Raw genomic sequence first — 12399 nt, forward strand, 5'->3', positions numbered from 1 at the left:
CCGGCGTCCGCGCAACCTGTGTGTCTAACTGCGTGACAACGACCGCGTACGGTGGCGCACGTCCACGCACGTTCAGGGACAGTCGGAGCAGGTCAGCGCCTTGATTCTCCCTGGTCTGATCACTACCAAGATTGCTTCGGGACGAAGAGGTCGTGGGTTCAAATCCCGCCACCCCGACAGTGAAGTACCAGGTCAAGGGCCTGATCCGGAAACGGATCAGGCCCTTCCTGCGTCTCCGGTGATCGTTTGGGAGAAGTCCGGGAGAAGATCTTGGTCGGCGTCTCCCAACAGGTGATCGTCGAGCATTAGCAACATGTCTCAGCTGCGCCGACCCGCACCTGCACGTTCGCGAACGACCAGTCGCCGACTCGACCGTGGAGGTGCCTCAGAACTCCGAGCCTGGGAGCTCCGTCATGCCCTGTGGACATGGGCCGCGGAGGGGGCTCGTTCGACGAACGCGACGTGCCTGTCAGTGCTGAGCAATATCGACGAGCCCGGACAACGGAGGACGGACGCCGACATGCGGGCTGACGAGGCACACGCCGCGAGCGCTAGGCGTACTGGAGGAGATGGCTGGCACCGACAGGGTCCCCACTCCCAGTGAGATCACCGACTCCATTGGGGAGGGCGTCTCCTACGAGTTGTGCCAAGCGCTGTCGAAGGTCGTGAACAGCGAGGCAGTCGACAGCCTGGACATCACGTTCAACTGGTCTCGGGTGGCGGCGGCACCGGCCGGCACTCCACTCGAGGTCGAATTCAACCGCGAGGCCATCGCCATCGTGGAAAGGGTGTCCGACCAGCTCAAGACAAGCGTCTACAGCCGCGAGCATGTGATCTACGGTCTGGTGACGGACCTCAGGCGGCACCCAGACGACGAAACGGGGGAAGGTGGGCGTCCAGGCCCTCCTCCAACGCCGCAGCCGCACCATCTGGATGGATCTTCCAGACGCCGACTACCACACAGCAGTCCATTGCCATGACACCGGCACCGCAGTCCGCGTGCGCGGCCCGCCCGCCGAGTACGAGGAAGCCTTCTGGCGGAGCCAGGAGCAAGTCCCGCAGTCCGCCTGAACCATCAAGATCGGACTCTACGAAACTCGGGGCAGCTCACTTCATGGCCGGCCTTCCGTTCCCCGGGCACACCGCGCGAGCTCGGTGGATCGACGGAGAACGACAGACGCGCGAACGATGGCGGCACCTGATTGAGACCCGTCGTAGTCGCCTCGGCACGACTCGTTAGGCCGCAACAGGCAACGTCGGCACGAAGCCAGTGGCCCCACGGCGTCCGGGCGCCATCTGGGAGTCGCCCCACTCCCCAAGCCCCTTCAATACCACCGCACCCCAACGCCACTACGATCGTCGGTCATGGACTGGCTGGAGCGCACCGCGAAGCTGAGGCAGTGGAGCAGAAGCGGGACCCGCGCTCCGCACAAGCCGCTGCTGTTCCTGTACGCGCTCGGGCGTTTCCAGCGGGACGCCGACGGTGAACTGCGGTACAGCGCGGTGGAGGACGACCTCAGACGGCTGCTGGCCGAGTACGGACCGCCCAACAAGACGACGCCCGCCTACCCGTTCCACCATCTGGTGAGCGACGGCGTGTGGGAGGTGCGTACCGATCGCGGACCGGGCAGCCCCGGCAGTGGCGTACGGGAGCTGCGGGAGATCGGAGCCGCAGGGCGGCTGACGCCGGAACTACGGGCGGCGCTGCGGCGCGAGCCGTCGCTGCTCGGCCGGATGGCACGGGTCCTGCTCGACCTGAACTTCCCGCCCTCGCTCCACGGCGACCTGTGCGAAGCCGTCGGCCTGGAGGTGGAGCCGACGGAGAGCGAACAGTTCTCGGCCGTGCGCGGGCGGCGGGATCCCCGGATGCGGGAGCAGGTCCTGACGGCATACGAGTACCAGTGCGCCTTCTGCGGCTACGACGGCAGGATCGGCGCGGTGTCGGTCGGGCTGGAGGCCGCGCACGTGCGCTGGTGGGCGTTCGACGGCCCTGACGACGTCGACAACGGCCTGTGCCTGTGCTCGCTGCACCACAAACTCTTCGACAAGGGCGTCCTCGGCATCGGATGGGGGTCCCCCCGCTCGAGCGAAGCCGAGAGTGGGGGAAGTCACCGCATCCTGGTCTCGCAGCGCTTCGTCGGCCACAGCCCCGCCGCCCGCGAGCACGTCATAGCGCTCGCCGGCCGCCAGCTCATCGGACCTCAACCGGGTGCCCGTCCCGTCGCGGCGGTCCACCGCTCCTGGCACACCAGCCAGGTCTTCCACGGCAGCCCACGCCCCGCCCCGGCCGCCTGATCGCCGAGCGCCTATCACGTGACCCGCTGGTAAGGAGTGCAATACCGGGAGTATGGTCTCTTGTATGGCAACGAAGAAGGTAACCGTGACGATTCCCGAGGACCTCCTGGACGAGATCCGCGCGGACGCGGCAGAGCGGGGCCTGTCGGCGTATGTCGCCGAGGCGCTGCGCTTCAAGCGTGACCGGGACCGGCTCCTGGAACTGGTCGACTGGTTGCAGGAAGAGCACGGCCCCGTCACCGAAGACGAGCATGCGGCAGCGCTCGTCGAGTTGGACGAACTCGACGCCGAACACGAGCGGCGTCGAAACGCCGGAAAGCACAACGCCGGAGAGGCTGCGTGAAGAAGCGAGCCGGTGAGCAGGGACAGCGACCCCTCCGCGTCTTCGTACTGGACTGTGAAGCCCTGTCCCTTGCGGTACGCGGCGACCGGAAGGTGATCGCCTGGCTCGACCTCGCGGCACGCGGGGAGGCCGAAGTGGTGACGTCCCCGATGACACTGGTCGAGGCGTACGACGGCAGAACGACCGAGCAACGCTGGGACTGGGTACTGTCCCGGCTCCAGGTCGTCGACATCGGGAAGGACGAGGCCCGCCAGGCGCGTCGACTTCTGGCCGACGCCAAGTTGCACGGCCACAAGTACGCGATCGACGCCGTGCTCGCCGTCATCGCGCGACAGCAGAGGGGACAGGTCACCGTCTTCACCTCGGACGTCGACGACCTGGAGAAGCTGGTCCCGGACACGATCGTCGTCAAGAAGGTGTGACCCGACCCGCACCTCTCCAGCACCATCCAGGCAGCAGCACCCTTGGGAGCCATCTGGGAGCCACCCTGCTCCCGAAGCCCCCTCCACACCACCCGAGACCAACCGGGACCACCCACCTGACCTGCGCAAACACAATCCGGGCAGGAAAGCTCATTAACCGTGCCGGGTGTAGCGCACGCCGGACGGCCTGGGCGGACTACCCGGTATCGATCAGCTGCGGCGGGCCTTGTTCGGCGTTCGGCGCCTCCGCAAGCAACGACCAGAGGTCGAATGCCCGCCCGCCCACGCGGAGCCGAGCGTTTCCGTAGCATGAGGGTCGTGACAGCCCGTGTGCAGCTCCACCCCGCGCGATCGCCCCGTGGGCGGTGGCGGGTGCTGCTGGTGCTCGGACTCCTGGTCGGTCTTCTCGGCATGCACACCCTCAGTCCGGGCGTGGCCGTGGCCGCCGACACCCCGCACTCCTCCTTCGCCTCCGCGCACGCCGGGATGGCGAGGGCAGGCAACGAGCACGTCTGCCACGGTGACAGCTGCGGCGGCCATGTCGAGCACGCCGATGCGACGTGCGCGTCCGGAGCAGTCGGCACGGGACCGGTCCTTCCAGCGCCGTTGCCCGACCCTGTCGGCACGGCGGCGCCCGCCGACAGCAGCCACGGGTTCCTCGCCACCACGCCCGACGGCGGTCGAGCGCCGCCCACGCTGGCCGAACTGCAACTCCTGCGGATCTAGGACGAGACCAAGCCGTATCCCGCCTCGCCGACTGTGCCCCTGCGAGCGGCCGCGGCACTCAGCCATGTCCCGCGCCGCTCGGCGCAGCATCCTTCGCAGACCGCAGGAGTACCACCATGACCAGCACCCGTTCCCTCGTCCGTCGGGCCGCTTTCGGCACCACGGCCGTGACCGCCGCCCTCGTCCTCGCCGCCTGCGGCGGCGACGACGGCTCCGGCACCGGCTCCGGTAAGCAGACGTCGGCCTCAGCCAGTGCCGAGGACACCGCCGGCGCCCACAACGCCCAGGACGTCTCCTTCGCGCAGGACATGATCCCCCACCACCAGCAGGCCATCCAGATGTCGGAGATGGCCGCCAGTCAGGCGTCCAGCGCCGAGGTCAAGGACCTGGCCGCGCGCATCGAGAAGGCCCAGGACCCGGAGATCGAGACGATGTCCGGCTGGCTGGAGTCCTGGGGCGAAGACGCGCCTTCCTCGATGCCGGGCATGGACCACGGCGGTCACTCCGGCAGCCCTGACATGCCCGGGATGATGGACGCCGAGGACATGGACGAGCTGATGGAGGCGCCCGGCAAGGGCTTCGACACCATGTTCCTGACCATGATGGTCGAGCATCACGAGGGCGCCGTGGAGATGGCGACCACGGAGAAGGACAAGGGCCGGTACGGGCCGGCCAAGAAGCTGGCCGACGACATCATCACCGCGCAGAACGCCGAGATCGAGGAGATGAACAAGCTCCTCGGCAAGAGCTGACGACCTCCGCACGGGGCCGGGCCTGCGTCCGCGCAGCCCGGCCCCCGTGCGGGCACGTCCTGCGCCAGTCCCTGAGCCCTGCTCGCCGTCCCTCCTCGCGCCATACCGGGAGATCCTCAGCATGAAGACTCGTTCCCACGCTGCCACCGCCATCACCGCAGCCATCCTCACGGCCGTGTTGGCCGGATGCTCCTCCCACACAGACAGCTCGTCCGACACGGCGTCGGGCGAAGGCTCTGGCGACCTCACCGTCAGTCACGTGCACGGTCTGGGCATCGACCCGGCCGACGATCGTCTGTACGTCGCCACCCACGAAGGCGTGATCGCCGTGGCCGACGATGGCACCGCCCAGCGGGTCGGCGACACGGCTGACTACATGGCTTTCACCGTCATCGGGCCGAAGACCTTCCTGGGCAGCGGCCACCCGGCCGAGGGCAGCGGCGACCACGGCGACCGCGGCCTGATCCAGTCAACGGACTCCGGCAAGACCTGGAAGACCCTGTCCCTGGGCGGCACCACCGACTTCCACTCCCTGGAGTACGCGCACGACAGCGTCTACGGCTACGACAGCACCCGTGGCCTGCTGCGTGTCAGCGCGGACCGGACGTCCTGGGACGACCGCGCCCAGCTCGCCGCCCTGGACATCGCCGTCAGCCCGAAGCACCGGGGTGTCGTGCTGGCCACCACGCAGGACGGCGTCGCCGCGAGCACCGACGGCGGCCGGAAGTTCCGCACGGGGTCTGGGCAGGTTCTCGCCTTCCTGTCCTGGCCCGCCGCCGACGCCCTGTACGGCGTCGACCTCGTCGGCGGCCTGCACCGCAGCACTGACGGCGGCACCAACTGGCAGAAGACCGGGACCGTTCCGGGCGGGCAGCCCCAGGCCCTGACCGCCGTCGACGCCAAGCGCGTCCTCGTCGCCACACAGGACGGGGTGTACGAGTCGCGCGACGGCGGCAGAACCTTCACCCGGCGGCTGCCCATGTCCTCCGCCGAAGGGCACTGAGCGCGCGGCCCGTCAGTGGCTGTGCCCTGATTCGCCATGGCCGTCGGCAGCCGACGAGGAGGGAGCCGTGGCCGTCGGCTCCTCACTCGGACGGCCACTCGGAGCCGTCCCCTGGGCCGGGCTCTCGGAGGAGCGGGGTTCGTGCTGGTGGCCGTCTGTCCCGGTGGTCTCCGGCTCGGTGCCGGTGGCGGGCTCTTCCCCGTGGCTGTGGCCGTGGCCGTCGCCGGCCGGTTGTGCGGCCATCTCCTGGGCGATGCCCTTCAACCCGACGAAGGCGACAGCCGCCGTGACCGCCACCAGGATCCCGGCCGGGCCGAGGATGCCGCGCCACCGGTCGGGACGGTGGCGCAGCACGTACGAGACGAAGGAGAGCGCGAGACCGAAGGGGATGAGCATCGCCGCGCGTTCGGGGAAGTCCTCGAAGTGCTGCAGCCCGCCGCTGAGCATGCCGATGCCGAAGGACAGCGCGAGGGAGGCCGCGACCACACCGCAGACCTTCGCGGCACCGGGGCGGCTGCGGGTGAGGACGAACTCGTTGAGGATCGTGGCGCAGAGGAAGACGGCGGCGCCTATGACGGCGATGACGGTGTAGCGGGTGGGATCGAGCGGGTGGTGCACGATGGCGCCGCTGATCAGCCCGGCTCCGACGAAGGTCGCGGCATAGCCCAGGTAGTCACCGAGCAGCGGGGTGCGTTTGGGCGCCCGGCGACGCCCGCGCCGCCCGCCGGTCCGGCTCTCGTACGGCGCCGGTTCCGCGCGGCGCGGCGTGGGCCCGGTGCCGCCTCCATCGAACAGGTGCGGACTGTCCGGCGCTGTCGGGTGGGGAGGGTGCGTCGGTCGGGGAGCGTGCGGCGGTACCGGCATGGAGCGGACTGAGCGAGCTGCGGCAACGTGGTACTGGGACACGGGGACAGTGAGACCTTTCGGCACGGGTCGGCCGTGTGGCCTGATGCGCTGTACGGGCGTACGGCACATCAGGGCGCTGGACGGCGGCCCGGAGAACGCGGACGGGGAGAGCGGTCGGTCAGCCCCTCACCGGAGCGACGGACCGGAACCATCAGCCGCGCAGAGGCATGGCGGTGCCGTCGGCGCGGGTCTCCTCTCTAGATCCGCAAGACTCCCAGCGCGTGGGGTGAGATGGGTGCGCGGCAGTTGAGGAGCCCGTCGGCGGGCAGCGCCCCGTGCGGGTCGGTCGTGGTCCCGGACGCGAGCTGAGCCGAGGGGACTGGCCACGTCCCGGTGGGTGCGGAGGCCCAGCAGTCGGCCTCGGGCAGGGAGTCCGGGTCCGCGGTGGCAACGGCGGCCGTGGGGTGCAGGGCTTCGCCGGACGTGCCCGTCTCGTGCCGGTGATGTTCGCGACACCCAGTGGGCGGTTCCTGGTCCGCAGCAGCCAGGTCGAAGTGGCGGGCCGTCGTGTGTCCGCTGATGCCGTCATGGGCGTCGGCATGGGCGAGCGTATGGACGACGCCGAGGCCGATGAGGAGCAGGCCGAGCAGCAGCAGGCGCGCCAGGAGACCCCTGGTCGCTCCGGCTGTCCTCGTCACGTTGCCGCCCCTCGTCCGCGCCCCTGGGCGGAGTGCTCGTCCCCGTGCTGGCGGCATCAGCGTACCCATGGTCCGTCGGGTCGGCCCCCGGGACCTGGCCGAGTGCTCCTCAGTCCTCATGCACGCGGCCTCGCGCACACAGTCACAAGTCGGGCCCCCGGGTGGGAGTGTCGGGAGACAGCCGTGCGCAGCGGCTGTGGCAACTGGTGCCGAGCTGCCGGGCCACGGCGGTGACCGTCTTGCCCGAGGAATCGACGAGCGCGATCGCGTCCCGCTTGGACTCCCCGGGGTACCGCTTCGTGTGCGTGCGCCCCGCCCGGGGGTCACGTGGGCGTAGCGCGCCGAGACCGAGCCGTCGATGTGGCCCATGCGCTCGTCCGTCCACTCCTTCTCCGTGCCAGGTCCTCCGCCACGGTCCGGTGAGTGTGGCGCAGGCCATGGGGCGTGAGGCCCTTGGCGATCGGGGCAGAGCGGCGTCTTTCGGCGTACGTCGCCGAGGCGCCGCGCTTCAAGCGCGACCGGGACCGGCTCCGAGAACCGGTCGACTGGCTGCGGGAGGAACACGGCCCCGTCGCCGAGGACGAACATGCGGCAGCGCTCGACGAGCTGGACACACTCGACGCCGAACACGCCCGCACCCACGCTGGTCGTGGGTTCGATTCCCGCCACCCCGCCAGTGAGAAACCAGTTCGGGGGCTGGGCTCGTCGGCTTCCCGTGGGGGCTACTCCTCTGGTTCCCAGGCGCGGAGGAGGTCGATCAGGGACGGGTCGCCGGTGATCTGTACGGGGGAGGTCGGGGGGCGGTCGTACAGGAAGAGGACCAGGTCGCTGGGGGTGGCTTGGAGGGAGACGCCGGGGGTGGTGGGGGGAATGGCGGTGAGGGGGACGGGGTGGGCGCCCGTCTCGTCGACGGTCATGCGCCAGGAGTGGCCGTCGAGGGTGTGGAAGTCGAACGTGGTGGGGGTGTGGGGCCAGGGGGACGGGGTTGCGCAGCAGGTGGAGAGGAACTCGTCGACGCCGTCGAGGGCCAGGGTGTCCGGCAGGGGCTGGGGGGCGTCGAGGGTGAGCTGGGCGTCGTAGGTGTGGACCGCGGTCTCCTGGACGCGGTGTCGGGCGACGGCGCCGGAGGTCCGGGGGGAGTGCGAGGCGGGCCACCAGGTCCAGCATCCGTTGTCCGGGCCTGCCTGGCGCAGGGCGGTCAGCAGCAGGTTCGTCGACTCGGTCAGCCAGGTCAGGAGGGCCTCGCGGTCGCGCGGCGCGGATACGGTGGCGCGGGCGGTGACCGCGGTGACCGGTGGGGTGTCCGCCGGGCCCGCGCTGACGACGGCCGCCCAGAAGCGGTCTCCCCCGCCCAGGTGCTGCACCAGGTCGAACAGGGTCCACCCGGGGCAGGTCGGCACCTCGACGTCGAGGCTGGGCGCGGAGGCGACCGCGGCGCGGAAGGCGGTCGACCGCTCGTCCAGCAGGCGCAGCAGGGTGGGGAACTCAAGTGTGATGGCCACACCGAGTGTCTATCACCGTGCTTCGGTGGGCGGACAGCGGTTTCGTGGCTGGCGGTGTCCCCTCAGCCGTGAAGCTGTCTTCGCCGGCGCAGGTTTCGGGTGGGTGGGGCGTTAGGGTTGCTGGTGGATTCCTCGCCATGTCTTCCATTCGAAGGTGTCATGCCTGAGCAGAAATCTCCTGGTGCCGGGAGTCTCGACGACGACGACTACCCCGCCTACACCATGGGGCGCGCCGCCGACGTCCTCGGTGCCACCCCCGCGTTCCTGCGGGCCGTGGGCGAGGCGGGGCTGATCACTCCGCTGCGGTCGGAGGGCGGGCACCGGCGGTACTCCCGTCGGCAGCTGCGGATCGCCGCGCGCGCCCGGGAGCTGGTCGACCAGGGAACCCCCATCGAGGCCGCCTGCCGCATCCTCTCCCTGGAGGACCAGCTCGGGGAGGCCCTCCGCGAGAACGCCGAGATACGGAGGAAGCTGGATGACGAAAACTAGTTTCGCCGTTGCAGGGTTCCGTACCGCTCGCGGTTGAGGTTTTTGATTGACGTGGGGGTTTCGTCCGACCTGTGTTAGCGTGATAGCAGTTGCAGTTTTGGTTACATCTTTCTTTCGGAGGGGTGATCAACGCGGCGACTCGGTGTTCGCAAAGTGCGGATTCCGGCAGGCCCCAAAGGGAGATTCAATATGGCATCTGGCACCGTGAAGTGGTTCAACGCGGAAAAGGGCTTCGGCTTTATCGAGCAGGACGGCGGCGGCGCTGACGTGTTCGCCCACTACTCGAACATCGCCACCTCCGGCTTCCGCGAGCTTCAGGAGGGCCAGAAGGTGAACTTCGACGTCACGCAGGGCCAGAAGGGCCCGCAGGCCGAGAACATCGTTCCTGCCTGACGCTGACTGTGCAGCTGGGGCCCGCGCTCTTGGGGCGCGGGCCCCAGCTCATTTCTTTTATCTTTTAGTTTTTCTTCTTTTCCTCTCGGCTCAGTCTCGTGAATTTCCGGTGCGGCCCTTCGCCCCCTCTCACCCTGCCGCCGGGAGCCTTCCTCGATACGTGCCGCATCGACGAAGGGTTTCCCCTCCCGTGACTCGTCTTGACCGTGTGAATCGTGGCCGCAGGACCTCCCGGACCACCGGCCCCCGCACCACCCGCACGACCCGCGCCGCCCGTCCCACTGAATTCGCCCCGCCGGTCACCCTCACCGAGGCGTTGCCCCCCGTGGCCGAGTTCGCGGAGCTGGACATGCCCGAGCGGCTGCTCACCACCCTGCGCGCCGAAGGCGTGACCGTGCCCTTCCCGATCCAGGCGGCGACCCTGCCGAACGCCCTCGCCGGGCGGGACGTCCTGGGACGTGGCCGTACCGGGTCGGGCAAGACCCTCGCGTTCGGACTGGCGCTGCTGACCCGGCTGGACGGGCAGCGGGCCGAGGCCAGGCAGCCCCTCGGCCTCGTCCTCGTCCCCACCCGCGAACTCGCCCAGCAGGTCACCAACGCGCTCACCCCGTACGCCCGCGCCCTGCGGCTGCGTCTGACCACCGTCGTCGGCGGGGTGGCGATCAGCAGGCAGGTCCGCGCCCTGCGCGACGGTGCCGAGGTCGTCGTCGCCACACCCGGTCGGCTCAAGGACCTCATCGACCGCGGCGACTGCCGTCTGGACCAGGTCACCGTCAGCGTCCTGGACGAGGCCGACCAGATGGCCGACATGGGCTTCCTGCCCCAGGTGACCGCGCTGCTCGACCAGGTCGTACCCGGCGGTCAGCGGCTGCTGTTCTCCGCCACCCTCGACCGCAACGTGGACCTCCTCGTACGGCGCTACCTCCACGACCCCGTGGTCCACTCCGTCGACCCGGCCGTGGGCGCCGTCACCACCATGGAGCACCACCTGCTGCACGTGCAGGACGAGGACAAGCGCAGCGCCGCCACCCAGATCGCCGCCCGCGACGGGCGCGTGATCATGTTCCTGGACACCAAGCACGCCGCCGACCGGCTGGCCCGGCACCTGCTGTCGGTCGGGGTGCGCGCCTCCGCCCTGCACGGGGGCAAGTCCCAGCCGCAGCGGACCCGGACCCTCACCCAGTTCAGGGACGGCCACATCACCGTCCTGGTGGCCACCAACGTCGCCGCCCGCGGCATCCACGTCGACGACCTCGACCTCGTCGTGAACGTCGACCCGCCCGGCGACCACAAGGACTACCTGCACCGTGGCGGCCGTACCGCCCGCGCGGGCGAGTCCGGCACCGTCGTCACCCTCGTCCTGCCGCACCAGCGACGCGCCGTGGACCAGCTGATGGCCGACGCCGGGATCACCGCCCGCAGCACCCGGGTACGTTCCGGCGAACCCGAGCTGCACCGCATCACCGGCGCCCGCACCCCCTCCGGGGTTCCCGTGACCATCGCCGCGCCGGTGGTGGAACAGCCCAAGCGGCAGTCCAAGCCGGGGGCCAAGGCGCAGTCCAGGCGGCAGCCCAAGCACGGCAGGGTTCCCGCTTCCGGCCAGGGCGGCCAGAGTGGCCAGGGCGGCGGGAGCGGACGGAGTGGCAGGAGCGGACGCCGTCGTCGTCCGTCGTCGTCCTCCAGCAGTCCCAAGAGCCAGTGAAGCCAGTGAAACCAGTGGTGCCGATAGTGCCGGGGCAGTGCCGGTACAGCCGGTACAGCCAGCACAGCCCGTAGGGCCCGTACACCCCCGTAGAGCCAGCAGAACCAGCAGAACCAGTAGCAGCCGTAGAGCTAGAAAGTCCTGGTGAGCATCATGCGCTGTGTCATCGCACGTTTCTCCTTCGACCTGCTCAAGAGCGAGGTCGAACGCTCCATGGAGGGCGTCAGCCCCGAACCGGTCACCGGGGTCTCGGTGACCATCGGGAGCCGTGTCTACCCCGTCATGCAGGTCGGTGAGGTGATCACCAAGCAGGACCGCCGCGACTTCACCACCCTGGAGATGCACCGGGCGCTGACCCGGCTGGGCTTCGTCTGTCACCAGCCCACCAGGTAGGACCGGCCCACCAGGTAGGACCAGCCCGCCAGGCAGGACCAACTCACCAGGGAGCGCCAACCCACCACGGCGCCCCCGGGCGTTCAGGGCTGGCGCGGGAGTCTGAGCTCGTCCAGTGACTCCCGCATCGCCGCCCTCGCCCGCGTGAGCCAGTCCGCCAGTACGGCGATCTCGTCGTCCGTGTAGTCGGCGAAGAGGGCGCCCAGGCGCTCGTAGAGCGGGCCGTAGACCTCGCAGACGCGTAACTGGGCGGCGTCCTCCAGGGTCGCCCAGACGCGGCGGCGGTCGCCGGGGTCGGGCTCGCGGCGGATGTAGCCCGCCTTCTCCAGGCGGTTGAGTACGCCGGTCACCGCGCCCGTCGTCAGCCGGGCGCGGACGGCCAGCTCGCCCGCGCCGAGGCGGTCGCCCGCGTTGCGTGCCTCGAAGAGGAGGCCGAGGCAGGTGAGGTCCGTGACGTTCAGACCGAAGCGGGCCGCGATGTCCTGCTGCCCGGACTGGGCCAGCGCGATCATCCGGTCCATCGCGTACAGCGTTTCCGCGGGCGTCGCCGCCGGACGGGTCCTGCTCTTCATCATCGCGCGCTCACCGCACCTCACACACCACGATCTTGTGACTGCCGCGAGCGACTGCCCCGGCGAAGACGGAACCGCACCTTCCGGCACCGGTCCCTCCCCTCGTGGGGACCGGTACCGGAGGGCGCGGGTTCAGGGTCCGTACCGGGTCGGCGTCACGGCACGGACCGTCGGAGGGGCGGGGACGCCCCGGACGGGGGGACACGGTGATGATCGATTTGCCGTCACCGTGCCGTCACTCGGTGCTACTACGTCCGGATCCT

At 69.9% G+C, this 12399-nt stretch carries 15 protein-coding genes and 1 pseudogene; 11 read left to right on the top strand and 5 right to left on the bottom strand.

All coding sequences use genetic code 11. The features are described from left to right. Positions 1-569 precede the first annotated feature (569 nt). The 7 genes from ABZ659_RS20200 to ABZ659_RS20230 all read left to right on the top strand — a co-directional run bounded on the left by ABZ659_RS20200 (position 570) and on the right by ABZ659_RS20230 (position 5541). Positions 570-980 (top strand): hypothetical protein, encoded by a 411-nt coding sequence (locus tag ABZ659_RS20200; protein WP_360221594.1) that lies wholly within the window; start codon positions 570-572, stop codon positions 978-980. Between the two features lie 385 nt (positions 981-1365). Next, positions 1366-2295, top strand: coding sequence for a phosphorothioated DNA-binding restriction endonuclease (locus tag ABZ659_RS20205; RefSeq protein ID WP_360221597.1), 930 nt, complete (start codon positions 1366-1368; stop codon positions 2293-2295). Between the two features lie 64 nt (positions 2296-2359). Next, complete coding sequence (locus tag ABZ659_RS20210) at positions 2360-2638, top strand: CopG family transcriptional regulator (protein WP_360221600.1); 279 nt, start codon at positions 2360-2362, stop codon at positions 2636-2638. Then, complete coding sequence (locus tag ABZ659_RS20215) at positions 2635-3060, top strand: PIN domain-containing protein (RefSeq protein ID WP_360221603.1); 426 nt, start codon at positions 2635-2637, stop codon at positions 3058-3060. Before ABZ659_RS20210 ends, ABZ659_RS20215 begins: the two co-directional genes overlap by 4 nt. Positions 3061-3369: 309 nt before the next feature. Then, positions 3370-3786, top strand: coding sequence for a DUF6153 family protein (locus tag ABZ659_RS20220; protein WP_360221606.1), 417 nt, complete (start codon positions 3370-3372; stop codon positions 3784-3786). A 116-nt stretch (positions 3787-3902) separates the two neighbouring features. Next, a complete protein-coding gene (locus tag ABZ659_RS20225) occupies positions 3903-4538 on the top strand; it encodes a DUF305 domain-containing protein (RefSeq protein WP_360221609.1) in 636 nt (211 codons plus the stop codon). Positions 4539-4797: 259 nt separating this feature from the next. Beyond that, complete coding sequence (locus ABZ659_RS20230) at positions 4798-5541, top strand: F510_1955 family glycosylhydrolase (RefSeq protein ID WP_360221612.1); 744 nt, start codon at positions 4798-4800, stop codon at positions 5539-5541. A 12-nt stretch (positions 5542-5553) separates the two neighbouring features. Here the strand turns inward: ABZ659_RS20230 and ABZ659_RS20235 are convergent, their stop codons facing one another. The 4 genes and pseudogenes from ABZ659_RS20235 to ABZ659_RS20250 all read right to left on the bottom strand — a co-directional run bounded on the left by ABZ659_RS20235 (position 5554) and on the right by ABZ659_RS20250 (position 8587). Further along, positions 5554-6405: a hypothetical protein gene (locus tag ABZ659_RS20235; RefSeq protein WP_360221615.1), complete on the bottom strand. Its 852-nt coding sequence runs from the start codon at positions 6403-6405 to the stop codon at positions 5554-5556. Positions 6406-6644: 239 nt separating this feature from the next. Then, the gene (locus tag ABZ659_RS20240) at positions 6645-7085 is read right to left on the bottom strand and encodes a hypothetical protein (RefSeq protein ID WP_360221924.1); all 441 of its coding nucleotides are present in this window, start codon (positions 7083-7085) and stop codon (positions 6645-6647) included. Positions 7086-7400: 315 nt separating this feature from the next. Then, positions 7401-7549: pseudogene (locus ABZ659_RS20245) on the bottom strand (LacI family transcriptional regulator); the annotation flags it as partial. 258 nt (positions 7550-7807) lie between these two features. Next, a complete protein-coding gene (locus ABZ659_RS20250; RefSeq protein WP_360221618.1) occupies positions 7808-8587 on the bottom strand; it encodes a maleylpyruvate isomerase family mycothiol-dependent enzyme in 780 nt (259 codons plus the stop codon). A gap of 159 nt (positions 8588-8746) precedes the next feature. Between ABZ659_RS20250 and ABZ659_RS20255 the strand changes: the two genes are divergently transcribed. The 4 genes from ABZ659_RS20255 to ABZ659_RS20270 all read left to right on the top strand — a co-directional run bounded on the left by ABZ659_RS20255 (position 8747) and on the right by ABZ659_RS20270 (position 11564). Next, positions 8747-9076, top strand: a complete 330-nt coding sequence (locus ABZ659_RS20255) for a MerR family transcriptional regulator (protein WP_360221621.1) — start codon at positions 8747-8749, stop codon at positions 9074-9076. 189 nt (positions 9077-9265) lie between these two features. Further along, the gene (locus ABZ659_RS20260) at positions 9266-9469 is read left to right on the top strand and encodes a cold-shock protein (RefSeq protein WP_010985872.1); all 204 of its coding nucleotides are present in this window, start codon (positions 9266-9268) and stop codon (positions 9467-9469) included. 208 nt (positions 9470-9677) lie between these two features. Beyond that, the gene (locus ABZ659_RS20265) at positions 9678-11171 is read left to right on the top strand and encodes a DEAD/DEAH box helicase (RefSeq protein WP_360221625.1); all 1494 of its coding nucleotides are present in this window, start codon (positions 9678-9680) and stop codon (positions 11169-11171) included. A gap of 153 nt (positions 11172-11324) precedes the next feature. Beyond that, entirely contained in the window at positions 11325-11564 is a 240-nt protein-coding gene (locus tag ABZ659_RS20270) for an SCO5918 family protein (RefSeq protein WP_360221912.1), read from the top strand. A gap of 83 nt (positions 11565-11647) precedes the next feature. Here the strand turns inward: ABZ659_RS20270 and ABZ659_RS20275 are convergent, their stop codons facing one another. Beyond that, a complete protein-coding gene (locus ABZ659_RS20275) occupies positions 11648-12139 on the bottom strand; it encodes a MarR family transcriptional regulator (RefSeq protein ID WP_360221628.1) in 492 nt (163 codons plus the stop codon). Positions 12140-12399 lie beyond the last annotated feature (260 nt).

Source organism: Streptomyces sp. NPDC006997 (assembly GCF_040635175.1).
GTDB lineage: Bacteria > Actinomycetota > Actinomycetes > Streptomycetales > Streptomycetaceae > Streptomyces.